Raw genomic sequence first — 24,136 nt, 5'->3', positions numbered from 1 at the left:
ATCCTGGGCGCGGCGCTGAAGAAGCAGGGCAACTAAAGCATTCCAGGAAAACCGCGCAGCGGTTTTCCGTCCGGAATTGCTTGAGCCTCTTCGCCCAAGCCAAACAAAAACCCCGCCGGAGCGATCCGGCGGGGTTTTTCTTTTGGCCGCTCGACCGATATCAGGCCCTGCCGTAGAGCGGCACCAGCGTGCCACTCATGGCCATATTGGTGGGCGAGGCGAGATAGGCGATCGCCTCGGCGGCGGCTTCGAGGCTCACCCATTTGGTGAAATCGGCGTCCGGCATGTCGGCACGGTTGGCCGGCGTGTCGAGCGTCGAAGGCGCCACCGCGTTGACCAGTATGCCCTTGTGCTTCAGCTCCTCGGCCATCGCCACCGTCATCGCCGCGACCGCCGCCTTGCTGGCGGCATAGGCGACCATGCCCGAACCGCGCCGCGGATCGAGCCCGGCTCGCGCCGTGACGTTGACGATGCGCCCGGCCGTGCCCGAAGTCAGCATCGAGCGGATCGCGGCACGGCAACAGAGAAAGGTGGTGCGGGCGTTGGTGTCCATCATCTCGGCGAAGGAGGCCGATTCGATCTTCTCCACTGGCGCCATGGCAAAGCCGCCGGCGAGGTGAATCGATCCCCACAGGTCCGCCACCTGGTTGTAGAACGCCTCGACCTTGGTCGAATCCGACAGGTCGACATTGTGCGCCAGCCTGACGCGATCATGGGCGGCGAACGGAAAGTGCGGCGGCGCCGCGGCATGGGCGTTGGGGACATGGCAGACCGCGCCCTGCTCCAGGAGCTTGCCGACAACCGCGCCACCCAGCGCCCCCGTGCCGCCGGTCACCACGATATGCCTGCCGTCCAGTGTTTCCGTCATATTCGACTGCTCCAGTCCATTTCACGCTTGCGCCACGCCGGCGCCGAACCTCGCGCCTTTCGCGCCGTCACTCAACTGAAATTTCGTTGACGCTAATTCACCGTTTCAGTTCGCCGGCCAACCGTCGAGGATCGCATCCCAGAGCAGGCGTTTCTCGGTCGGCGGACGCTCGGCCTTGTGCGTCAGCTTGTGCAGCCAGAAACGATCATGGACCGCGCGATGCGCCGCCTCGTCGAGCGGCTCGAAGAGCAGCCATTGCAGCTCGTGCGGCCGGACGGCGCCGACCTGCGGCCTGGCCAGGAACTCACGCCGAAGCCGCCGATGCAGGAGAAGCGCAGCCTCGAAATGGTAGGGGAACATGAAGTAGTCATGGAGCCCGTCATGGGCCTTCCAGTAGTCGGCCAGGCCGCAAAGAACGGTCTCGACCAACGGGTGCCCCTTGCGGGCGTGAATGAACCAGGTCTCCACGAGCCGGGGATGGCGACCGGTCTCGCGCAGGATGTAGAAATCCTCGCGCTCGATCTCCGGCGGCACAGGCTGCCGCAGCAGGATCGTGGCATCGAGCCATGTCCCGCCATGCCGGGCAAGCAGATCCAATCGGATGAAGTTGGAAAAATGCTGGCTGTTCATCAGCCCACGCCGCCGCTTGTCCCAGATATGGCCGGGCAGGTCGACATGGTCCTCGACGGTCCTGTCGTCGAGGATGACGAGCTGGCGCTCGCCCCTGTGGCGGGCGACCGAGCGCAGGCATGCCTTGACCACCAGCGGCGCCGCCTCGACGCCTTGCGCCCAGTATTGCCAGATCGGACCAAGATCGCCGGGCGCGCCGGAGGAGCACCACCGCGAATGATCGACGGCGATGTGCCGCACCCGATGCAGCCGCTTGCGGGACCAGGTCATGCACAGCTTGGCGGCGCGCTTGCGCAGCGGCCAGGGCAAGAGGCGCGAAGACGCTGCCAGGCGCAGCGGCGCAAGATAGGGAAGCCTGAGCGGGTCGCGGAACGGCACTGCCTCGCTGAAGAACGAGCCCGCCGGGCCATCGCCTGACATCACGGCGCTCAATCCACCGTGACTTCGATGACCCGTGGCTTGCCTGCCGCGCGGGCGCGCCTTAGCGCATCCGCCAGGCCTTCCGTGCCGGCAAGCCGCTCGGCGACGATGCCATAGGCCTCGGCCAGCTTGCAGAAATCCGGCGGCGCGGGAGACACGCCGACCGGCTCGACGCCGACGTCGAGCATCGAGGTCTCGATCTCGCGATAGCCGCGATTGTTCCAGACGACGAAGATGACAGGCGCATCGGCATCGAGCGCCGCGCCGAGTTCCGGCAGGGTGAACTGGAAGCCGCCGTCGCCGGTCAAGCAGACGATGGAGGCCTCGGGCACGGCGAGCGCCGCGCCGATCGCCGCCCCCGGCCCGTAGCCCAGCGCGCCGAAGCCGGTCGCGGCGTTGAACCAGCCGCCCGGCCGGTCATGGTCGTAATAGAGGTTGGCGGCATAGATCGGCTGCGTCGAGTCGCCGACGATGATCGCGCCGGGCAAGGTGTCGCGGATCGTCTCCACGGCGTGCATCTGGCCGGTCAGGGCCGGGCTCAGTTCGGCGAGCGCGGCCTTTCGCACGGCAGCCGCTCGGGCATCGCCGTCCTTTGCGGCGACATGAGCGGTACCGAGCTCGCCCAGCAGGGCACGAAGAGCCTCGGCGCAGTCGGCCTGAATCCCAACCGTCACCGGGCGGCGCACGATCTGGTCGGCGCCGATGTCGATGCGGATCAGATTGGCGGGCAGGACAAAGCCGCCATCGCCATAGCCGTCATAGTCGGTCGGGCCGAACTCGGTGCCGGCGGCAATGACCAGATCGGCGTCCGCCATCAGCGCGCGCACCGGCTTGAGGCTGGGGCTCGCCGGCACGCACAGCGCGTGGCCGTGCAGCAGGCCGCGTGCGTTGGTCGTCTCGACGACCGGGGCGCCGAGCCTCTCGGCCAGCAGCCGCAAGGGCGCCTCGGCCCATTTGGCGCCGCCGCCGGCCAGGATCAGCGGACGGCTTGCGGCCTTGCAGAGCCCTGCTGCCTGCTCGATCGCCGCCGCATCGGGCGACGGCGGCGGCGCATTGCTGAGCGAGGCGACGATGCCATTGCCGGGCTTGACCATGACGTTGGTCGGGATCTCGATATGGACCGGACCGGGACGAGATGACGAGAACAGCGCGAAGGCGCGCTCCAGCACGCCGGGAAGCTCCTCGGCTTCGGTGATCCGGTACGAGAACAGCGCCACCTTCTCCATCATGCCGCGCTGGTCGGGCAGTTCGTGCAGGAAGCCGAGGCCCTTGCCAAGCGTGTCGGTGGCATTGACGCCCGAGATCACCAGCATCGGCACCGAATCGGCGCGCGCCTGGCCCATGGCGGTGATGGTGTTGGTCAGCCCCGGACCGGTGATGACGAAGGCGACGCCCGGCCGGCCACTGGCGCGGGCATAGCCGTCGGCCATGAAGCCGGCGCCCTGCTCGTGGCGCGGCGTGACATGGCGGATCCGCGAACGCGCCAGGCCGCGATAGAGCTCGACGGTGTGGACCCCCGGAATGCCGAAGACCGTGTCGACGCCATGCGCCTCGAGCAGTGTGATGAGCGCTTCGCCGATGGTGGTCATTGTTCTCCTCTTTCCGGCGCAAGGCCGAGTTCGGCCTCGACAGCCCTGATGCCAATCGCCGCCAATTCGTCGGGCGCGAACATCTCGCCCGCCAGGCAGCCTTCGATCCAGAGCCCGTCGATGAGCGCGTTGATCGCGATGGCATGGTGGCGCAGCTGGCTTGCGTCCGGTTTGCGCTGTTCTGCAGCGAGCACTTCGGCCACAACCGCTTCCACCTCGTTGCGAAAACCAAGATAGCCCTCGCGGTGGGCATGGGCCAAGGTCGGATCCGCATTGGCGCGGCCGATGAAGGTTGCCCAGAGCGAAAACACCCGCGCGTCGATGATCGGCGTGCTGAGGTTGGCGGTGACGAAAGCCGCAAGACGCCGGCGCGGCGAGGCGCCTTCCATGGCCAATGCTGCTTTGGCCTGCTCGGTCATGCGGCCGACCAGTGCTGCATATGCCGCCTGCAGCAATTCTTCCTTGCCGGGAAAATAATGCCGGATCAGCCCGGCAGTGACGCCGGCACGCAACGCGATGGTGCGCAAGGTGGCGCCCTGCAGGCCATATTCCGCCACGCTGTCCAGGGTCGCTTCGATCAAATCCTGCCGCCGCCGGTCCTCGCCTTCGCGACGGAACTTGCGGCGGGATGGCGCATTCATTGGCGCAGGATCGGCCGCGTCAGGCATGTCGGCCCGCCTTCGCAAGCGATGCAGAGCGCGTCCGCCTCGAATATCTCAACCGTGCAGCCGGCGGCTTCCATCGCGGCCTTGGTCTTGGGAAAGCCGGCAACGGCAATGACTTTGAGCGGGCTGGTCGGCAGCACGTTCAAGCTGAGGCCGTTCGACGCGGCGAACTCTTCGGCGTCGCCTTCGACCAGCCGGATGCCTCGCGCCTTCAGCATCTGATAGAACGGGGCCGGCAAAAGCGGTGAATAGACCAGTGCGAGGTCGTCGGCCAGCGGACTGATCACCGACATCAGATGCAAGCAAGCCTCTTCGCCCTGCCACAGCGGCAGATCAAAACCGTAGACGGAAATGCCAAGCGGCGTCAGCAGGTTTGAAACCTGCTGGATGCCTTCCTGGTTGGAGCGCACGCCGCGCCCGATCGCGAGCGTGCGGCTGTCCACCCATACGCAATCACCGCCTTCGACCTGGCCAGGGGCCTCGACGCGGCCCAGGATCGGAATGCCCAGTCTGCTGTAGGTTTCCTCATGCAAAGAGGGCTCGCTGGCGCGCAATGACTTGCCCATGGACAGGATCAGCGCGCCGCGGTCGGTCATCAGCGACGGGTCGTGCGTGAACACCGAATCCGACAGGCCGTCGGGCTTGTCCTCTATCCATTCGATTTCGGCGCCGGAAGCCGCCACAAGTTTAGCAAGGACCGCGTGCTGCAAGGCCGCTTTCGCAGGGTTGAAGCCCGCGCCATAGTGCCAGGCAGCCCTGTTGGCGTCACGCATGGCGTTGGCCGCCGACCGCATCAGCACGCGCCGCAGCGGCGCCGCCATGGACTGGGATCCGAAAGCGCTCATCGATGACCTTCTAAGATGAAAAAAACCGAGAAAATTTCATGAAAGGCTATTTATACACTTGCGCAACAAGGCCGCAAGTGCCGTAATGAGCGGGATTGACGGGCTCGCGCTGTTGGGTCCATGCTGAAGTCTGGAGCGGGACAGTGCAGCGTATGTTGATTAGCCGGATGGACGTTCGACGACCTGCCGTAGCCCCTGCAGAGGCCACCTGGTGAGCGCGGTGGAAGCTGCCGCAGCGCGATCCGGCGAGGCGCAGAGCGGCGCCGCCGAAGCCATCCATGTCGAAAACCTGCATAAGAAATTCGGCCAGCTGCATGTGCTGAAGGGCGTGTCGCTGTCGGCGCGCGACGGCGAGGTGATCGCCATCATCGGCGGCTCGGGCTCGGGCAAGTCAACGCTCTTGCGCTGCATCAACTGCCTGGAGAACCCGACCAGCGGCATCATCCGCGTCAATGGCGAGGAGATCAAGCTGAAGGCCGACAGCCACGGCCACACTGTTCCCGCCGACCGCAAGCAGATCGAGCGCATCCGCTCCAGGCTGGGCATGGTGTTCCAGAACTTCAACCTGTGGAGCCACATGACGCTGATCGAGAACGTCATCGAGGTTCCGGTGCATGTGCTGGGCGTCAAGCGCGACGAGGCGATCGCCCAGGCCGAGAAGCTGCTCGCCCGCGTCGGGCTGGCCGAGAAGCGCGACGTCTATCCTGCCTATCTGTCGGGCGGCCAGCAGCAGCGCGCGGCGATCGCCCGGGCGCTGGCGATCAATCCGCGCGTCATGCTGTTCGACGAGCCGACCTCGGCGCTCGACCCGGAACTGGTCGGCGAGGTGCTGAAGGTGATCGGCGACCTGGCCCGCGAAGGCCGCACCATGGTGCTGGTCACCCACGAAATGAAGTTTGCCCGCGAGGTCGCGACGCATGTCGTCTATCTCTACAACGGGCTGGTCGAGGAGGAAGGACCGCCAGAACAGCTGTTCGGCGCGCCAAAATCCGAAAGGCTCAAGCAATTCCTCCGCAACGTCGGCTAGTGCTGGCGTGAGGCGGGGCGAAAACCGGGAACACAACAAAATGGGAGTCCTGAAATGAAGACTGTTCTGAAAGCATTTGCCGCGGCGCTGCTTCTCGGCGTCGCCGCGATGGGCGTGGCCAAGGCCGATCCGGTCAAGATCGGCGTCGCCGCCGAGCCCTATCCGCCTTTCACCTCGCCGGATGCGTCGGGCAAATGGGTCGGCTGGGAGATCGACTTCATCGACGCCGTCTGCGCCGAGGAGAAGCTCGAATGTGTCATCACGCCCGTTGCCTGGGACGGCATCATCCCGGCGCTGACGACCAAGAAAATCGACGTCATCGCCAGCTCCATGTCGATCACCGAAGAACGCAAGAAGACGATCGACTTCTCGGACAAGTACTATAACACGCCGACCGCCATCATCGGCCCGAAGGACCAGAAGTTCGGCGCCGGGCCGGACGATCTCAAGGGCAAGGTCATCGGCGTGCAGGTCTCGACCGTGCATGCCGTCTACGCCAAGAAGCACTTCACCGGGGCGGCGGAAATCAAGGAATACCAGACCCAGGACGAGGCCAACCAGGATCTCGCCGCCGGCCGTCTCGACGCCGTCCAGGCCGATTCGATCGCGCTCGGCGAATTCCTCAAGACGGACCAGGGCAAGGCCTGCTGCGACCTGAAGGGCATGGTGGCCCAGGACGACGAGGTGCTTGGACCGGGCGTCGGCGCAGGCGTGCGCAAGGAGGACACCGACCTGAAGGAAAAGATCAACGCCGGCATCAAGGCGATCCGCGCCAACGGCAAGTACGACGAGATTTCGAAGAAGTACTTCGATTTCGACATTTACGGCGGCGCCGCGCAGTCGAACTGACCGCTGATGAGCGAATGACCACGCGGCGCCTTTGCGCGCCGCGTGGGTTCGCCGCAACCTGTCCATGCAGGCTTTCCGCAGGTGCATCCACCGGGCGGTCCTGGCTCCAGCAATCCGGGGGCGAAGCTGATCGACGCATTTCTTCCGGCCTCGGCGGCCGGCATCATGGAACTCCTCTCACCCGTGCCGCCGGGCTGGGGCGGAACCCTGTTGGTCGGGCTGCTGCATTCGATCGAGATCGCGGTCGGCGCCACCTGCCTCGGGCTTCTGATCGGCACCGGCGGCGCCTATGGCAAGCTCTATGGCGGTCCGGTGGTGCGCGATCTGCTCGCCGTCTATACGACGGTGGTGCGCGCCGTGCCGGAACTGGTGCTGATCCTGCTGCTCTATTATGCCGGCACGGACCTGATCAACCAGGTGCTGACCGCGATGGGCTATCAGCGCGTCGACATCAGCGGCCTTGCGGCCGGCATTTTCGTGCTCGGCTTCGTGCAGGGCGCCTATTCGACCGAGGTCATCCGCGGCGCCATCCTGTCCATTCCGCAGGGTCAAATCGAAGCCGCCCGCGCATATGGCATGCCGCCAAGCCTGCTTTTGCGACGCATAACGCTGCCGGCGATGCTGCCGTTTGCCATTCCCGGCCTTGCCAATCTGTGGCTGATCGCCACCAAGGACACGGCGCTGCTGGCAGTCGTCGGCTTCTTCGAGCTGACGCTTGCCACGCGGCAGGCCGCGGGCGTCACCAAGGCCTATCTCACCTTCTATGTCGCGGCGGGCGCTCTCTACCTTATGCTGTCGCTGTTCTCCAACTTGATCATCGGCCGCGTCGAGGCGTGGGCGCGGCGCGGCATGCCTTCGGTCAAGGAGGCGCGCTGATGGCCAACGAAGCCGTCGTCATCAACGCCGTGGCACGCGCCTCGCTGTGGCTGCAGCCGCATCGCGTCGTGCTGATCCTGATCGCGCTGGGCCTGGTCCTCGGCGCCGCCTTCTTCATGCGCTGGGACTGGCTGCCGCAATATTGGGAAATGGGTCTCATCGGCATCTGGCGGGCGCTGTGGATCCTGGCCGTCACCTGCACGCTGGGCTTCCTGCTGGCGGCGCCGCTCGGCCTGGCGCAGGCCGGCGGCCCGTTCTGGTTCGCCATGCCGGCCAAGGTGTTCTGCACCATCATCCGGGGCACGCCGCTGTTGCTGCAGCTCTGGCTGCTCTACTACGGCCTCGGTTCGCTGTTTCCGCAATATCCATGGATTCGCGACTCCTGGATGTGGCCCTATCTCAGGCAGGCTTGGCCCTATGGCGTGTTGGCGCTGACCTTGTCCTTCGCCGGCTATGAGGGCGAGGTCATGCGCGGCGCCTTCGCCGGCGTGCCGAAGGGGCAACTGGAAGCGGCACGCGCCTTCGGCATGAGCCGCTGGAAGATCTTCCGCCGCATCTGGCTGCCGCAGGCCTTCTACAGGGCGCTGCCGACGCTGACCGGCGAAACGGTGCTGCAGTTGAAGTCGACGCCGCTGGTGGCGACGATCAGCGTCATCGACATCTTCGCCGTCTCGTCCAAGGTGCGGCAGGATACCTACCTCACCTATGAACCCTTGCTGCTGCTGGCGTTGATCTATATGGCCATCACCGGCATTCTCGTCTTCGCCTTCAGCCGGATCGAGGCGCGGATTCCGGTCAAGATCGGGTAGGAATTAGTGAGTAGTCATTAGGGAGTAGGACACAGGCGCTCGCTTCCACTACTCACTAATCCCTACTCGCTACTCACTAAAGGCACTGCAATGCAACTCAGTCTCGACCAGGCAACAGGACTGTGCCGGATGGCGGCGCTCGGCGCCGGCGCCAATGAGGAAAACGCACAGTCGCTCGCCGCCTCGATCGTCGCGGCCGAGGCGGAAGGGCTTGTCGCGGTCGGACTGTCGCATTTCATCGATTATCTCGAAGCGATCGAAGCCGGTCGTATCGACGGCAATGCCGATCCGGTCATCACCAGGCCGGCGCTCGCGGTCTATCTTTCCGACGCGCGCGGCGGCCTCGCCCATACCGGCTTTGACCGCACGGTCGAGGATCTCGCCAAGGCGGCAAAACTGTTCGGCGTCGCCATCTTCTCGCAGAAGAACGCTTACACCTGCGGCGCGCTCGGCTATTTCACCGGGCGGCTGGCGGCACAGGGGCTGGTGTCTTTCGCCGCCACCAACGGGCCGGCGGTGCTGGCCGGCTCCGGCTCGGTGAAACCGGTCTACTGCACCAATCCGATGTCGTTTGCCGCTCCGTCCGCCGACGGATCGCCGCTCGTCATCGACCAGTCGTCAAGCGCCACCGCCTTCGTCAACATCCGCAAGGCGGCCGAGGAGGGCAGGAAAATCCCCGAAGGCTGGGCGCTGGACGCCACCGGCAACCCGACCACAGACCCGGCGGCCGCCATGAAAGGCGCCATGCTTGCCTTCGGCGGCCAGCGCGGCGCCAACATCGCGCTGATGGTCGAAGTCCTGGCGGCGGGCCTTTCCGGCGCCAACTGGTCGCTTGACGCGCCCTGGTTCACCGGCGGCCCGGACAGCCCGGGAACGGGCTTGTTCGTGCTCGCCGTCGAGCCCAAGCTGCTCGACCCCGATTTCGAGCAGCGCATGCGTGACCAGCTCGACCGCCTGCGCCGCCGCTATGGCGTGCATGTGCCGGGCCGCGCCCGGGCGGAGGCGGCGGAGAAGGCCGTGGCGCGCGGCATCAATGCGCCCAAGGCGGTGATCCAGCGCATCTCCGAATTCGCCGAGCGCTATTCGGCTTGAGCAAGTCATCAAACGGCCCAGGCCTGCCGGCGATAGGCACCCTTGCAGCGGGTTCGGTCTGTGCCTAACATAAGCACAGACAGAAAAGACTGTTTCCATGAATACCCGCTTTGCCGTTGCCGTCCATATTTTGACGTTCCTTGAGAGCCAGGCCGGCGCGCCGGCTACGTCGGAATTGATCGCGTCCAGCGTCAACACCAACCCAACCCTGATCCGTCGGCTTCTGTCGCAGTTGGCCAAGGCGGGACTGACAACATCGCAGATGGGGTCCGGCGGCGGGGCGCTGCTTGCCCGACCGGCGAGTTCCATCACACTTCTCGATGTCTGGCGCGCAATGGATGCGGCGCAGGAGGTGTTTGCCATGCATGAGGCGCCGAACCCGATGTGTCCTGTCGGCAGAAACATCAAAAGGACGCTCGGACTAAGAATCGCGAGGGTCCGCTCGGCAATCGATGCCGAACTGGCCAAAACCACGATCGCCGCGATGGCCAGCGATGTTTCCCTGAACGCAGAAGAGCGCCTCACAGCGCTGCCCTGACCCGGCCGTCACGCTGAGAAATCGGCTTGACGCCAATATGTATCCATATTAGTCACATAAATGTGCAACTAATTTGGATACATATATGACTCCTTCAGCTCGCCGACACATGGCCGCCCTGGCGCTCGGCATCACCGCACTTGCCACGCTTTCGGCCGTCATACCCGCAAACATCGCCCTTGCTCAAACGGAGACCGCTATGTCGATTCAGAAGAAGCAGGTCGTGGACCTGCTCAAAGCCATTGAAACCGCGGCCGCCGAGACGGTCGGCGTGATCAATCCCGACAAGTACATCCAGCACAATCTCGGCGCGGCCGACGGCCTTGTTGGCTTCGGCGCCCTGCTTGCGGCGCTGCCTCCGGGCTCGGCGAAAGTGAACACGGTACGTGTGTTCCAGGACGGCGATCTGGTCTTTGCCCACACCGCGTACGACTTTTTCGGTCCGAAGATCGGCTTCGACATCTTCCGCTTCGAGAACGGCAGGATCGTCGAGCATTGGGACAATTTGCAGGAGACCGCCGGTCCCAATCCGAGCGGCCGTACGATGATCGACGGGCCGACCGAATTGAAGGATCTCGACAAAACCGAAGCCAACAAGGCGCTCGTCAGCGCATTCGCCTATGACATTCTTGTCAATGGCCGCATGGACAGGCTTGCCGGCTATTTCGATGGCAACGGCGAAAGCTACCGCCAACATAATCCGCAGATCGCCGACGGCCTTTCGGGGCTTGCCGCGGGGTTCGCGGCCTTGGCGGAAGCCGGAATTGCAATCAAATACGATCGCATCCACAAGGTGCTTGGAGAAGGCAATTTCGTCCTGGTCGTGAGCGAAGGCTCTCTCGGCGGAAAGCCGACTTCCTACTACGACCTGTTCCGCGTCGAGAATGGCAAGATTGCTGAGCATTGGGACACGATCGAGGCGATCCCGCCGAAGGCTGAATGGAAGAATGGCAACGGCAAATTCTGAGATCGCCTAGCGTTGAACCTTTTTGCCCGACGCCACGACCCATGCATGCCGGGGTGGGTGCCCGGCCGGTGGCATACAGTCGAATGTGTCCAGGGCTGAGGCGGGGCGTGTTTGCTTCACGCCAAACTTGATGCCGTCTCAGGTCAGGCCGTCTCGTCAGACCCTGTTTCGGCGCGTTCGTCACCCGGAAAACCCCGCTTCGGCGGGGTTTTCTGCGTTTCGGGCCTGACGCTTCTTCGTCATCCGCGGCGGCAACGGCCAATCGGTCGACGCGCGTATCGGCAGGGCGTTCTGACGAGGGCCGAAACAAGCTCGTGATTGGCTCCGCCTGGCCTTTGCCTTTGACGCGAAACCGACTATGAAACGGCTTCAGCCAGCCTGAGTATTGGGCTCAAGACCATCGGGAAAGCGCGCCGGAGCCAGCCATGACCGAAATCCTGCAGATCCCAAAGCTCGTCGTCGTCTTCGGCGGCTCCGGCTTTGTCGGCCGTCATGTCGTGCGGGCGCTGGCCAAGCGCGGCTATCGCATCCGGGTGGCGTGCCGCCGTCCCGACCTGGCCGGCCATCTGCAGCCGCTCGGCAATGTCGGCCAGATCCAGCCGGTGCAGGCCAATGTGCGGGTGCGCTGGTCGATCGACCGCGCCGTGCAGGACGCCGACCATGTCGTCAACCTGGTCGCCATACTGCATGAGAGCGGACGGCAGAAATTCGGCGCCGTGCACGAATTCGGCGCCCGCGCCGTGGCCGAGGCCGCGCGCTCGGTCGGGGCCGGCCTCACCCATATCTCGGCGCTGGGCGCCGACCTCAATTCGGCATCCGTCTACGCGCGCACCAAGGCGCTCGGCGAGAAGGCGGTGCTGGAGACGATCAGCGACGCCGTGATCTTCCGGCCCTCGATCAATTTCGGCCCCGAGGACAGCTTCTTCAACCGCTTCGCCAACATGGCGCGCTACTCGCCGGTGTTGCCGCTGCTCGGCGGCGGCCAGACCAAGTTCCAGCCGGTCTATGTCGGCGATGTCGCCGAAGCCATCGCGCGCTCCGTTGACGGCAAGGTCGAGGGCGGCCGCGTCTATGAACTCGGCGGGCCGCAGGTGCTCACCTTCAAGCAGTGCATGGAAGAACTGCTCACCGTGATCGACCGCAGGCGGATCCTGGCGCCGGTGCCGTGGTGGGTGGCGAACCTGCAAGCCTCGATCCTCGGCCTGCTGCCCAACCCGCTGCTGACCAAGGACCAGGTGCTGCAGCTTCGCGAGCACAACATCGTGTCCGATCAGGCCGCTAGGGAAAACAGGACGCTTGCGGGCCTTGCCATCCAGCCGCAGTCGATCGGAACCATATTGCCGAGCTATCTCTGGCGCTTCCGCGCCGCCGGCCAGTTCCAGCGCAAACCCGCGGCCTGACCACAAGTCTGGACGGCTACGAGCCTCGCGCGGTGACCTGCATCGGCAGGCCGCCCTGCGGCTGCGTCGTCAGCTTCTGCACCGGCCATGGCCTGGTTTCGGCGGTGCTGTCGAAACGGAAGCGCGACAACAGGATGGCGAGCGCGATGATCGCTTCCTGCATGGCGAAGCTGGCGCCGATGCAGACGCGCGGGCCGGCGCCGAACGGCAGATACTGGAAGCGGTCGATCCGGTCGCGGTTTCCGGGATGGAAGCGCTCCGGCATGAAGGCGTCCGGCCTGCCCCACAGCTTGCGGTGCCGATGGACGACCCAGGGCATCACCAGCACGGCGGCGTATTTGGGTATGTGCAGGTCGTTCCAGGTCTCCGGCTCGATCGGCTCGCGGTTGATCGACGGCGCCGGTGGATAGAGCCTGAGCGCCTCCTCGAAGGCGGCGCGGGTGAGCGGCATGGCGTCCAGCCATTTCGTCGGATCGGGCTCGCGCGCCAGCACGTCGTCGATCTCGCGCTCGATCTTGTCGCGCTCCCAGGGCGCCTCGGCCAGGCAATAGAGCGTCCAGCCGAGCGCGCGGGCCGTCGTCTCGTGGCCGGCGCCGATGAAGGTGATGATGTTGTCCTCGACTTCGGCGCGGGTCAGCCCGTCCGGCCCCTCGGCCCTGAGCAGAAGCGTCAGGAAATCCTGCGGCGCATGATCGGGGTCGCGCTTCAATCGCTCCTCTCGCATCCTGACGGTGCCGGCGACGATGTCGCGGAAGTAGGCCATGGTCCTGCGGCCGCGGATCCGGGTGAGGCGCGGCAGCCATAGCGGAGCGCGCAAGAGGTCGAGCGGATCGACGCGGCCCATGGTCTCGAACAGGCGGTCGATCTCCTTGGCGAAGCTGCCTGGCTCGCCGGCGATCTCGCCGGAAAACAGCGTCTCGGCGAGGATGTCGAAGGTGAGCAGCGTCATGTCATGGGCGACGTCGGTGGTGCCGCCCGCCTCGTAGCGGGCGACGAACTCCAGCGTGCGCTTCAGCATCGGCTGGGCGAAGCCGAAAATGTGACGCGGCGTGAACACCGGCGCCATCGCCTTGCGCGAGCGCTTCCACACCTCGCCCTCGGCGGTGAGCAGGCCGTCGCGCAGGATCGGGCGCAGGATCATCTGGCGCACCGTCGCCATCTTGTAGTTGCGGGCATTGTCGACCAGCACATGGCGGATGAGGCCGGGGTCGTTGGCGATGACCAGCGGCCCGCCGACGCCGTTCACCGAGATCCAGGGTTCGTTGTAGGTCGGCTCGCCCCACAGTTCGAGCGGGTTGCGGTAGACGATGCGCATCATCTGCAGCGTCGAGGGCGGCGAGGTGCGCGGCTTCGGCGCCGGCGGCACGAAGGGGGCGGGCTGGGTGTCCATCGGCTTGCTCCGCTTGTCGCCTCGAATGTAGTGCCTGCCCCGCCCGGCGTCCATGCGGCCGAAGGGCCAGCCGTGATCGCCCTCGCCTCCGCAATGTCCGCTCTCCGGAATGTGACCGTCCGCTCGCCACGGCTTCTTGCCGCCCGCCGCCGCATGCCTTAGGGGGCAGTCACCGACAGATACCTGGCCGCAGGAGCCCGCCTTGAAACACCGGTTGAACATCATCATCGGCAGCACGCGACCGGGCCGGGCCGGGCCGGTCTTCGCCCATTGGCTGGACGGCTTCGCGCGCGAGCATGGCAAGTTCGAGCCGGTGCTGACCGACATCGCCGCATTCGACCTGCCGATACTGGATGAGCCGCACCACCCGAGGCTTGCCAAATACGAGAAGGACCACACCAAGGCATGGTCGAAGGCGATCGATGCCGCCGACGCTTTTGTCTTCGTGGCGCCGGAGTACAACTATTTCGTTGCGCCGGCGATCGTGAATGCGGTCGACTATCTCTCGCGCGAGTGGAAGTACAAGCCCGCCGCCATCTTCAGCTATGGCGGCGTCTCCGGCGGCCTGCGCGCGGCGCAAGCCGTCAAGCCGCTGCTGACATCGGTGGGCGTAATGCCGATTCCCGAGGGCGTTGCCCTGCCGCTCTACCAGAAGCTGCTCGAGAGCGACGGCTCTTTCCGGCCGAGCGAGCAGGTGCAGGGCGGCGCCAAGGCCATGCTGGACGAGCTGTTGCGCTGGAGCGAGGCGCTGAAGCCGCTGCGCGCCGGCTGAGGCTCATTCAAGGCCGAACTACCCGGCTTGTTCGCGCCATAAAGAGATGAAATGCTCCGGCAGATGACCGGCCGGGGCGGTTTGGACTTTGCGTTTTCTTCTTGCGCTATTGCTGATCCTTTGGACGAGCGCCGCCGCCCTGGCGGAGCGGCGCGTGGCGCTGGTCATCGCCGATGACGACTACCGGCTGATCCGGCCGCTCGCCAACCCCGTCAATGACGGCGAGGCGATGGAAGGCGCGCTGAAGAAGCTCGGCTTCGAGGTGGTGCTCGAGACCAACCGGGACCTGCGCCGCACGCGCCGCGCGCTCGACGATTTCCGCGAGGACGCCAGGGGCGCCGACGTGGCGCTGGTCTATTTCTCCGGCCATGGCGTCGAGATCTCCGGCGACAACCGCCTGCTGCCCGTCGATGCCGATGCCTCCTCGCTCGACGCGCTGGAGAAGACCAGCCTGCCGCTGGAGGAGGTGCGCGAAGCGGTCGCCGCCACGGCCAAGGTCGGGCTGATCGTGCTCGACGCCTGCCGCAGCGATCCCTTCGCAGGCGCGGGCAGCGAGGGGCGTGGCGCGACGTCGCTGGCCAAGGACGCAGCCGACAAGGTCCGGCCGGGCCTCGGCCGCGTCGGCCGGGCGGAGAACATCCTGTTCGCCTTTGCCGCCGCCCCCGGCGAGACGGCCGCCGACGGAACCGGCCAGAATTCGCCCTTCACCGCGGCGCTGACGAAATACCTCGGCACCGACGGGCTCGAAATCCGCTCGGTGCTGACGCTCGTGCAACAGGAAGTCTACGACCTCAGCCGCGGCAAGCAGCTTCCCTATGTCGAAAGCGGCCTGCCACAGCTCTTCTTCGCCGCCTCGACCAAGGAGCAGTTGCCGGAGCGCGAGCGGCTGCTGCTGGCCATGGCCGACGTGACGCCGCAGATGCGCGGCGAGGTCGAGCAGATCGCCAGCGACGCCGACATGCCGCTAGCGCCGCTCTATGGCGCGCTGATCAGCACCGACACCAGCCACCTTTCCGCCGAAAGCCTGAACGCCAGGCTGCGCGAGGCGGCGGATGCCTTCGTCAAGGTGCGCGGCGAGATGAAGACGCTCGCCTCGGACGACCCGCAGGTGACGGCGCTGCGCCGGCAGGCCGAGGAGCAGCTCTCGCTCGGCGCGTTCGACGCGGCGCGTGAAAAACTCGCGGCGGCGGCCGAGATCGACAGCACCTCGCGCAAGGCGCTGAAAGCCAATTTCGTCAGCCGCACGCTGTCTGAAGCCGCAACGCGCTATCTGTCGGCGGGCGCGGCGCGCGCCGACCTCGACTACACCGCGGCGATCAGGGACTACGAGGAGGTGCTGTCGCTTTTTGGCGAGGCCGGGCAGTCGGCGCTCAAGCTCGACGATGCCGACCGCCAGATCCGCACGCTGGACGAGCTCGGCAAGCTCTACATCACTGTCGGCAACACTGCCGCCGCGGGTCGCGCTTACGAGGCGCTGCTGGCCAATCTCGAGCAGCGCGTGCGCCAGGAGACCGACCCCAGCGTGCGGCGCGACCTCGCCGTCAGCCACACCAAGCTCGGCAATGTCAGGATGACGCAGGGCGACCTGCCGGGGGCGCTGGAGAACTACCAAACGGCGCGAACGATGCTGTCGGAACTGACGGCGGCCGATCCCGGCCGTCTGGATTGGTTCGGCGACCTTGCCATGAACGACGACAAGATCGGCAATGTGCTGGTGACGCAGGGCAATCTGGCCAGTGCCGCGCAAGTCTATCAGGAAAGCCTGTCGATCAAGAAGGAACTGGCCGGCCATGAGCCGGAGCGCGACGACCTGCAGCGCGAGCTGACGATCTCCTATGACGAAATCGCCGGCCTTGCCCGTAGCGCCGGCCGGCTGGACGATGCGCAGACGTCCTATGAGGAAAGCCTGCGGATCCGGCTGGCACTGGCCGCGAAGCAGCCGGACGACGCCGAGCGGCAGCGCGACGTCTCGGTCAGCCATGACACGATCGGCGACTTGAAGCGCGAGCGCGACGATGCCGCCGGCGCGCTCGCCGCCTACCGGGACAGCCTGGAGATCGTCGAGCGGCTGGCAAGCCGCGACCCCGACAATACCGAACTGCAACGCGACCTGTCGGTCGGCAACACCAAGGTCGGCAATGCGCTGAAGGACCAGGAGAACTGGCCGGCGGCGCTTTCTGCCTACCGGCAGGCGCTGGCTCAGGCCCAGGCGCTGGCCGACAGCGATCCGGACAATACGGAGTGGCAGCGCGACCTATCGGTCAGCCTGGAAAAGGTCGCCGGCGTGCTCGCCATCCAGGGCGACCGCAAGGGCGCGCTGAAACTCTATCTCGACAGTTTCACCATCGTCGACAGGCTGGCCAGGCTCGATCCCGCCAATTCCGACTGGCAGCGCGACCTGTCGATAACGCTGTCCGAGATCGGCATGCTGAAGGCCAAGCAGCGCGACATCAAGGGTGCGCGCAAGGCCTTCGAGGACAGCCTGGATATCCGCCAGCAGCTTGCCCAATCCGACCCCGAAAACGCCACCTGGCAGCGCGACCTGGTGGTCGCGATGATCGACTATTCTCAGGTCGCGACGAACCCGAAGGCCGTGCTTTCCGAGGCGCTCGAGCGGACGCTGGAGCTCGATCGCAGCGGCCGGCTGGCGCCGCGATACAAGTTCATGATCAAGTTTCTCCAGGATCGGCTGGCCAGGACAAAATAGCCTGCGGCGGGGCTAGCTCCGGACAGCCGGCTTTCCCGCCCGGAAATGCCGGCAAACCTTGGAAAAACCGGCATTTGCGCCTATATCTAGGACATCAAAACGGCGCGATTCGGAGCCAGTTTCCAGCGCTGGACCAGCAGCCATCAATCAGACAGGTTTTCATGAGCGATCAGACTGAAAGCGCCAATGGCGCGGAAGCCGAGTACGGCGCCGATTCCATCAAGGTTTTGAAGGGGTTGGATGCCGTCCGCAAGCGGCCGGGCATGTATATTGGCGACACCGACGATGGCTCTGGCCTGCATCACATGGTCTATGAGGTGGTGGACAACGCCATCGACGAGGCGCTGGCCGGCCATGCCGACCTGGTCTCGGTGACGCTCAACCCCGACGGTTCGGTCACCGTCATCGACAATGGCCGCGGCATTCCGACCGACATCCACCCCAGCGAAGGCGTCTCGGCGGCCGAAGTGATCATGACGCAGCTGCATGCCGGCGGCAAATTCGACCAGAACTCCTACAAGGTATCTGGCGGCCTGCACGGCGTCGGCGTCTCGGTGGTCAACGCGCTCTCGGCCTGGCTGAAGCTCAAGATCCGCCGCAATGGCGAGATCTTCGAGATGGGCTTCACCCACGGCAATGCCGACGCGCCGCTGAAGGTCACCGGCAGCTACGCGCAGGACAAGCAGCCGGGTACCTATGAGGGCCGCAGCGGCAGCGAGATCACCTTCTTCCCGTCGGCCGAGACCTTCACCATGGTCGAGTTCGACTATGGCACGCTGGAGCACCGGCTGCGCGAGCTCGCCTTCCTCAATTCAGGTGTACGCATCGTGCTGACCGACGCCCGCCATGCCGACCTGGTCCGTCACGAGTTGCACTATGACGGAGGCCTCGAAGAGTTCGTCAAATATCTCGACCGGGTCAAGAAGCCGCTGATCCAGACGCCGATCGCGATCCGCGCCGAGCGCGACGGCATCACCGTCGAGGTGGCGATGTGGTGGAACGACAGCTACCACGAGAATGTGCTGGCCTTCACCAACAACATCCCGCAGCGCGACGGCGGCACCCATCTGGCCGGCTTCCGCGCCGCGCTGACCCGGCAGATCACCGGCTATGGCGAATCCTCCGGCCAGACCAAGAAGGAAAAGGTTTCGCTCACCGGCGACGACTGCCGCGAGGGCCTGACCGCCGTTCTCTCGGTCAAGGTTCCGGATCCGAAATTCTCCTCGCAGACCAAGGACAAGCTGGTCTCCTCCGAAGTCCGTCCGGTCGTCGAAAGCCTGGTCAACGAAGCGCTGGGCACCTGGCTCGAAGAGCATCCGAGCGAAGGCAAGGTGGTGGTCGAGAAGGTGATCCAGGCGGCGGCTGCCCGCGAGGCGGCGCGCAAGGCACGCGACATCACCCGCAAGAGCACGCTCGGCGTCACCTCGCTGCCCGGCAAGCTTGCCGACTGCCAGGAACGCGATCCGGCGAAGTCCGAGATCTTCATCGTCGAGGGCGACTCGGCCGGCGGCTCGGCCAAGGGCGGCCGCTCGCGCCAGAACCAGGCGATCCTGCCGCTGCGCGGCAAGATCCTCAACGTCGAGCGGGCCCGCTTCGACCGCATGCTCTCGTCCGACATGATCGGCACGCTGATCACCGCGCTCGGCACCTCGATCGGCAAGGACGAGTTCAACGCCGACAAGCTGCGCTACCACAAGATCATCCTGATGACCGACGCCGACGTCGACGGCGCGCACATCCGCACGCTGCTGCTCACCTTCTTCTTCCGCCAGATGCCGGAGCTGATCGAGCGCGGCCATCTCTACATCGCCCAGCCGCCGCTCTACAAAGTGACGCGGGGAAAGAGCTCGCAATACCTCAAGGACGAAAGCGCCTATGAGGAATACCTGATCGATTCCGGGCTGGAGGAAGCCTCGCTGACGCTGGGCTCGGGCGAGGTGCGGACCGGCCAGGACCTGCACAGCGCCATCGACGATGCGCTGGCGGTGCGCCAGCTGATCAACGGCCTGCACACGCGCTATAACCGCAGCGTGGTCGAGCAGGCGGCGATAGCGGGCGCGCTGAATGCCGATGTGCTTGCCGATCTCGGCCGCGCCAACGCCATGGCCGAGCGCGTCGCCAAGCGCCTCGACCTGATCGCCGAGGACACCGAGCGCGGCTGGACCGGCCGGCTGTCGACTTCCAATGACGGCGTCGGCGGCTATGTGTTCGAGCGCACGGTGCGCGGTGTGAAGGAATTCGTGCAGCTCGACGCCGGGCTGATCAATTCGGCCGACGCGCGCCAGCTCGACCGCTATGCCTCGCGCCTTACCGAGGTCTACAGCGAGCCGCCGGTGCTGCGCCGCAAGGAGGTCTCCGAGACCATTGCCGGGCCGCTGGCGCTGCTCAACGCGGTGTTCGCGACCGGCCGCAAGGGCCTGACCATGCAGCGCTACAAGGGCCTGGGCGAGATGAACGCCGAGCAGCTGTGGGAAACCACGCTGGACCCGAACGTCCGCTCGCTGCTGCAGGTCAAGGTCACCGACGCCACCGACGCCGACTCGCTGTTCTCGCGACTGATGGGCGACGAGGTGGAACCGAGGCGCGAGTTCATCCAGGACAATGCGCTGTCGGTCGCCAATCTGGACATCTGAAGCCGGCTTATCTTCGTGCCTCGGCGAAGCAAATTGCTCGCCGAGGTACCGATTTAACTAACGGGTCGACTTCTCGATTGCGCTCAAGGTGGAGAGTCGGCCGGCCGGTCTACCAGCCCTATCCTGCATCGACGCCGAACATCTCCCTCGCCTGCTCGGCCGTATAGTAGCCCAGCCTGACATCCTCGGCGACCAGCTTCGGGTCACGCTCGCCCGGATCGCCATAGCCGCCGCCTCCCGGCGTGCCGACGCGCACGCGATCGCCAGCCTTGAGGGAAATGTCCTGCTCCTTGGACAGATGCGGCGGCACATGCGCCTCGCCGCCTCGGAACACGGTCACCGTATTGGGCGCGCCGTCCTTGCCGCCGAGCGCGCCTTGCGGGCCGAAGCGGCCATGGTCCATGACGAAGGAGGCGCGGGCATCGCCGCGCAGGATCTCGACCTCGTAGGCCAGACCGAAGCCGCCACGCTGCTTGCCGGCGCCGCCCGAACCTTCGCGCAGCGCATAGTGGCGGTAAAGCACCGGAAAAGCCTGCTCCATGATCTCGACCGGCGGCGATTTGGAGATGCCGATCGTCGAGCAGCCATTGGTGAGGCCGTCATGGCCGGCATTGCCGCCATAGCCGCCGCCGGAGATCTGGTACATGACATAGTCGCGACCGCGCGCCGGATCGTTGCCGCCGAGCGCGAAATTGCCGCTGGAGCCGGCGGGAGCCGCCGTCACCTTGTCGGGCAGCGCCTGCACCATGGCCGCGAACACGGCCTCGGCGATGCGCTGTGAGACCTCCGCCGCGCAGCCCGAGACCGGACGCGGATAGCGGGCGTCGAGGAAGGTCCCCTCCGGCCGCTTGACGTCGAGCGGCTCGAAGGCGCCGGCGCTGATCGGCACATCCGGGAAGATATGGCGCATGGCGAGATAGACCGACGACAGCGTCGTCGCCAGCACGCTGTTCATCGGCCCGGCGCAGGGTTTCGAGGAGCCGGCGAAGTCGAAGGTGAGCGTGTCGCCCTTTTTCTCGACGGCGAGCGCAATCGTCAGCGGCTCGTTTACCACGCCGTCGGAATCGACGAAGGCCTTGGAGCGGTAGACGCCGTCCGGAATGGCGGCGATGTTGGCGCGCATCTGGTCGGCGGCGCGGCGGCGCAGCTCGGCGATCGCCTCGACAACCGTTTCATCACCGTAACGATCGAGGATTCCGTTGAGCCTATCCTGCCCGATCAGCAGTGCCGCGGCCTGGGCGCGGATATCGCCGATGCGCTGGTCGGCGACGCGGATGTTGGAGCAGATGATGGCGTAGATCTCCGGGTCGAGCACTCCCTTCTTGAACAGTTTCACCGGCGGCAGCCGCAACCCCTCCTGCTCGACGGCGGTGGCCGAAGCGGAAAAGCCGCCCGGCACCGAGCCGCCAATATCCGGCCAGTGGCCGGTGTTGGACAGCCAGCAGAAGATCTTGTCGCCGCGGTAGACGGGCATGACGAAGCGCACGTCCATCAGATGGGTGCCGCCGAGATAGGGATCGTTGACGATGTAGATGTCGCCCGGTTCGGGCGCCAGGCAGCGGCCGTCGGCGATCATCTCGATCACGGTTTTCGTCGAATACTGCATGACGCCGACGAACACCGGCAGGCCCTGGCTGCCCTGCGCGATCAGCGAACCGTCGACCGCCGAATAGATGCCGTCGGAGCGGTCGTTGGCCTCGGCGATGACGGGCGAGAAGGCGGCACGCGAAAACGTCAAATCCATCTCGTCGCAAACCTGCTGCAGCGCCGCCTGCAGCACCGAAAGCGTGATGGTGTCGAGCGTGCTCATCTCAGGCCTCGCCGATGTCGATGATGATGTTGGCGTCGGCATCCGCGCGTGCCGTGTCGCCGGGCTCGAGCACGGTGGTGGCGTCCATCTGTTCGAGGATCGCCGGTCCTTCGATGACGGCATCGAGCGGCAGTTTTTCGCGGGCATAGACCGGCGTGTCGTGCCAGGTGCCGTGATACCATACCGGCCGGGTCTCGCGCCGGGCTTCCTCAAGCGTCGCCGCGCGCCCCGCCGGGTCGATCAGCCGCGACAGATCGATCGCCGGGCGCACGCCGGTGACCGAGGTGTTGAGGTTGACGAGGTTGGCGCGGATCTCCGGCAACTCGACCTTGAAGCGGGCGAAATAGGCTTTTTCGAACAGAAGCTGCAGCGTGGCGCGGGTCACGGTAGACGATGGCAGCGGCACGTTGATGATGTGCGTCTGGCCAACGAACTGCATGTCGGCTGAGTGGGTGACGCGGATCGTGTCCGGCTTCACCGCTTCCTTGGCAATCAGTTCCTCGCCTTCGCTCCGGTGCCGTTCCAACACCTTGTGAAGCAAGGCTTCATCGAGCAGCGCCACCGGCTGGTTGATCGTGTTGACGAAGTCATGCCGGAGATCGGCGACGACGCAGCCGAGCGCGTTGGTGATGCCTGGCCGCGCCGGAACCAGCACCTTTGGCAGGCCAAGCTCGCGGGCGAGTGCCGTCGCGTGCAGCGGCCCGGCGCCGCCGAAGGCGAACAGCGCGAAATCGCGCGGGTCGTGGCCGCGCGCTACCGAGACCATGCGGATGGCGCCGGCCATCTTGATGTTGCCGAGCCTCAGGATCGCGCCCGCCGCCTCGACGCCCGAGAGGCCGGTGGGCCTGCCGATCCTGTCCTCGAATATGCCGGTGACGCGCTCGACGGTGACCGGATTGTCGACGGCGAGCAGCTTCTTCGGCGCCAGCCGCCCCAACACAAGATTGGCGTCGGTGATGGTCGGCTCGGTGCCGCCGCGCCCGTAGCAGATCGGGCCCGGATTGGCGCCGGCGCTTTCCGGGCCGATCTGGATCAGGCCGGCCGCGTCGACACGCGCGATCGAGCCGCCGCCGGCGCCGACCGTATGCACAGCCACCATCGGCACATGGATCGGCATCGCATATTCGATCTCGATCTCGTTCGACACCGCGGGCTCGGCATTGCGGATCAGCGCCACGTCGGTCGAGGTGCCGCCCATGTCGTAGGTGACGAGGTTCTCGAAGCCGGCGCGCTTGCCCGTATAGGCGGCGGCGATGACGCCGGAGGCCGGGCCGGACATCACCGTCTTTGCCGATTCCCGGGTGACGAAGCGGGCCGAGATCATGCCGCCATTGCCGTTCATGATCAGGAAGTCGCGGGCATAGCCCTTCGCGGCGAGCTCCTTGCGCAGCCTCTCGACATAGCGCTCCAGGATCGGCTGCACCGAGGCGTTGACCGAAGCCGTCACGCCGCGCTCGAACTCGCGCGCTTCCGACAGCAGCGCATGGCCGGTGGTGATGTAGCCGTTCGGCCAGATCTCGCTGGCGATCTCGGCCGCGCGCCGCTCATGCGCCGGATTGGCGTAGGAGTGCAAGAAATGGATGACGAGCGACTCGCAGCCGGCGTCCAGCAGCTTCTTCACCGCATCCCGCATGCCGGCCTCGTCGAGCGCGACGCGCACCGCTCCCGAGGCCTCGACGCGCTCCGCGACTTCAAGCCTGAGATCGCGCGGAATGACCGGAATGAATGTCCCCGTCATGCCATAGGGCTGCGGCCTGGTGCGCCGGCCAAGTTCGATCACGTCGCGAAAGCCGAGCGTGGTGATCATGCCGGTCCTGGCCAGGCGGCGCTCCAGCACGGCGTTGGTGGTGGTGGTCGTGCCGTGCACGATGAGGTCGATGCCGTCGATCGCAAAGCCGGTGGCGCCGAGCGCCGAAACGACGCCGAAAGCCTGGTTTTCGACCGTCGTAGGGGTCTTGGCGATATGCACCCTTCCGCCGTCCTTGCCGTCGATCAGGATGAGGTCGGTGAAGGTGCCGCCAACATCGATGCCGGCAACGACGCTGCCCAGGGAATCCCGCGGTTGCGCCGAAAAATTCTCTTTCATTGTCGAAACCCGAAATGCGCGGCCTACGGATATGGCTTGGTTTGGAACGGTGTTTTACGCTCGCATCTTGACGCCGAGATCATTTGTATACTAATAAATTTCCGACACAAGAGCTTACCGCTTGGCAGTGTACAAGGAGCGCATCGGAACCTGACCGGTTCGG

The 24,136-nt window shown here is 65.7% G+C and carries 19 protein-coding genes; 11 read left to right on the top strand and 8 right to left on the bottom strand.

Annotated features, from left to right (window positions below; translation table 11 throughout):
* Positions 1–160: 160 nt before the first annotated feature.
* The 5 genes from EN780_RS01200 to EN780_RS01180 all read right to left on the bottom strand — a co-directional run bounded on the left by EN780_RS01200 (position 161) and on the right by EN780_RS01180 (position 5,017).
* Entirely contained in the window at positions 161–868 is a 708-nt protein-coding gene (locus tag EN780_RS01200; protein WP_128271697.1) for an SDR family NAD(P)-dependent oxidoreductase, read from the bottom strand.
* A 105-nt stretch (positions 869–973) separates the two neighbouring features.
* Positions 974–1,918 (bottom strand): capsular polysaccharide synthesis protein, encoded by a 945-nt coding sequence (locus EN780_RS01195; RefSeq protein WP_245499840.1) that lies wholly within the window; start codon positions 1,916–1,918, stop codon positions 974–976.
* Between the two features lie 8 nt (positions 1,919–1,926).
* Positions 1,927–3,507 carry a 5-guanidino-2-oxopentanoate decarboxylase gene (locus tag EN780_RS01190; RefSeq protein WP_128271695.1) on the bottom strand — a complete coding sequence of 527 codons (1,581 nt, stop codon included), beginning with the start codon at positions 3,505–3,507 and terminating at the stop codon, positions 1,927–1,929.
* Positions 3,504–4,148: a TetR family transcriptional regulator C-terminal domain-containing protein gene (locus tag EN780_RS01185; RefSeq protein ID WP_189556330.1), complete on the bottom strand. Its 645-nt coding sequence runs from the start codon at positions 4,146–4,148 to the stop codon at positions 3,504–3,506. The genes EN780_RS01190 and EN780_RS01185 overlap by 4 nt, the downstream gene beginning before the upstream one ends.
* Positions 4,145–5,017, bottom strand: coding sequence for a dimethylarginine dimethylaminohydrolase family protein (locus EN780_RS01180; RefSeq protein WP_128271691.1), 873 nt, complete (start codon positions 5,015–5,017; stop codon positions 4,145–4,147). The genes EN780_RS01185 and EN780_RS01180 overlap by 4 nt, the downstream gene beginning before the upstream one ends.
* Before the next feature lie 211 nt (positions 5,018–5,228).
* Between EN780_RS01180 and EN780_RS01175 the strand changes: the two genes are divergently transcribed.
* The 8 genes from EN780_RS01175 to EN780_RS01140 all read left to right on the top strand — a co-directional run bounded on the left by EN780_RS01175 (position 5,229) and on the right by EN780_RS01140 (position 12,575).
* Complete coding sequence (locus EN780_RS01175) at positions 5,229–6,044, top strand: ABC transporter ATP-binding protein (protein ID WP_128271689.1); 816 nt, start codon at positions 5,229–5,231, stop codon at positions 6,042–6,044.
* Between the two features lie 54 nt (positions 6,045–6,098).
* On the top strand, positions 6,099–6,893 hold the full coding sequence (locus EN780_RS01170; protein ID WP_128271687.1) for a transporter substrate-binding domain-containing protein: 795 nt from the start codon (positions 6,099–6,101) through the stop codon (positions 6,891–6,893).
* A 210-nt stretch (positions 6,894–7,103) separates the two neighbouring features.
* Entirely contained in the window at positions 7,104–7,769 is a 666-nt protein-coding gene (locus EN780_RS01165) for an ABC transporter permease (protein ID WP_127286876.1), read from the top strand.
* The gene (locus EN780_RS01160; protein ID WP_128271685.1) at positions 7,769–8,578 is read left to right on the top strand and encodes an ABC transporter permease; all 810 of its coding nucleotides are present in this window, start codon (positions 7,769–7,771) and stop codon (positions 8,576–8,578) included. Before EN780_RS01165 ends, EN780_RS01160 begins: the two co-directional genes overlap by 1 nt.
* 90 nt (positions 8,579–8,668) lie before the next feature.
* On the top strand, positions 8,669–9,670 hold the full coding sequence (locus tag EN780_RS01155) for an Ldh family oxidoreductase (RefSeq protein WP_127286874.1): 1,002 nt from the start codon (positions 8,669–8,671) through the stop codon (positions 9,668–9,670).
* A 97-nt stretch (positions 9,671–9,767) separates the two neighbouring features.
* The gene (locus EN780_RS01150; RefSeq protein WP_127286875.1) at positions 9,768–10,208 is read left to right on the top strand and encodes an Rrf2 family transcriptional regulator; all 441 of its coding nucleotides are present in this window, start codon (positions 9,768–9,770) and stop codon (positions 10,206–10,208) included.
* Positions 10,209–10,407: 199 nt separating this feature from the next.
* Positions 10,408–11,175: a nuclear transport factor 2 family protein gene (locus EN780_RS01145; protein ID WP_210215012.1), complete on the top strand. Its 768-nt coding sequence runs from the start codon at positions 10,408–10,410 to the stop codon at positions 11,173–11,175.
* Positions 11,176–11,600: 425 nt separating this feature from the next.
* Positions 11,601–12,575, top strand: a complete 975-nt coding sequence (locus EN780_RS01140) for a complex I NDUFA9 subunit family protein (protein ID WP_127310142.1) — start codon at positions 11,601–11,603, stop codon at positions 12,573–12,575.
* A 16-nt stretch (positions 12,576–12,591) separates the two neighbouring features.
* On the opposite strand, the gene EN780_RS01135 is transcribed toward EN780_RS01140, so the two are convergent.
* Complete coding sequence (locus EN780_RS01135; RefSeq protein WP_128271681.1) at positions 12,592–13,965, bottom strand: cytochrome P450; 1,374 nt, start codon at positions 13,963–13,965, stop codon at positions 12,592–12,594.
* Positions 13,966–14,167: 202 nt separating this feature from the next.
* Between EN780_RS01135 and EN780_RS01130 the strand changes: the two genes are divergently transcribed.
* The 3 genes from EN780_RS01130 (at position 14,168) to gyrB (ending at position 20,077) form a co-directional block, all read left to right on the top strand.
* On the top strand, positions 14,168–14,737 hold the full coding sequence (locus tag EN780_RS01130; RefSeq protein ID WP_128271679.1) for an NADPH-dependent FMN reductase: 570 nt from the start codon (positions 14,168–14,170) through the stop codon (positions 14,735–14,737).
* Between the two features lie 88 nt (positions 14,738–14,825).
* Complete coding sequence (locus tag EN780_RS01125) at positions 14,826–17,444, top strand: caspase domain-containing protein (protein ID WP_128271677.1); 2,619 nt, start codon at positions 14,826–14,828, stop codon at positions 17,442–17,444.
* A gap of 161 nt (positions 17,445–17,605) precedes the next feature.
* Entirely contained in the window at positions 17,606–20,077 is a 2,472-nt protein-coding gene (gyrB, locus tag EN780_RS01120) for a DNA topoisomerase (ATP-hydrolyzing) subunit B (RefSeq protein WP_127283418.1), read from the top strand.
* 118 nt (positions 20,078–20,195) lie between these two features.
* Here gyrB and EN780_RS01115 read toward each other — a convergent pair whose 3' ends face one another.
* Together EN780_RS01115 and EN780_RS01110 are read right to left on the bottom strand one after the other, a co-directional pair.
* Positions 20,196–21,887 carry a hydantoinase B/oxoprolinase family protein gene (locus EN780_RS01115; protein WP_128271675.1) on the bottom strand — a complete coding sequence of 564 codons (1,692 nt, stop codon included), beginning with the start codon at positions 21,885–21,887 and terminating at the stop codon, positions 20,196–20,198.
* Position 21,888: 1 nt separating this feature from the next.
* Positions 21,889–23,973 carry a hydantoinase/oxoprolinase family protein gene (locus EN780_RS01110; RefSeq protein WP_128271674.1) on the bottom strand — a complete coding sequence of 695 codons (2,085 nt, stop codon included), beginning with the start codon at positions 23,971–23,973 and terminating at the stop codon, positions 21,889–21,891.
* Positions 23,974–24,136 lie beyond the last annotated feature (163 nt).

The sequence above is a fragment of the Mesorhizobium sp. M4B.F.Ca.ET.089.01.1.1 genome (assembly GCF_004022605.1).
GTDB classification, from domain to species: domain Bacteria; phylum Pseudomonadota; class Alphaproteobacteria; order Rhizobiales; family Rhizobiaceae; genus Mesorhizobium; species Mesorhizobium abyssinicae.
Note: the sequence above shows the minus strand (reverse complement) of the source record. Positions and strands in the feature narration are given on the sequence as shown.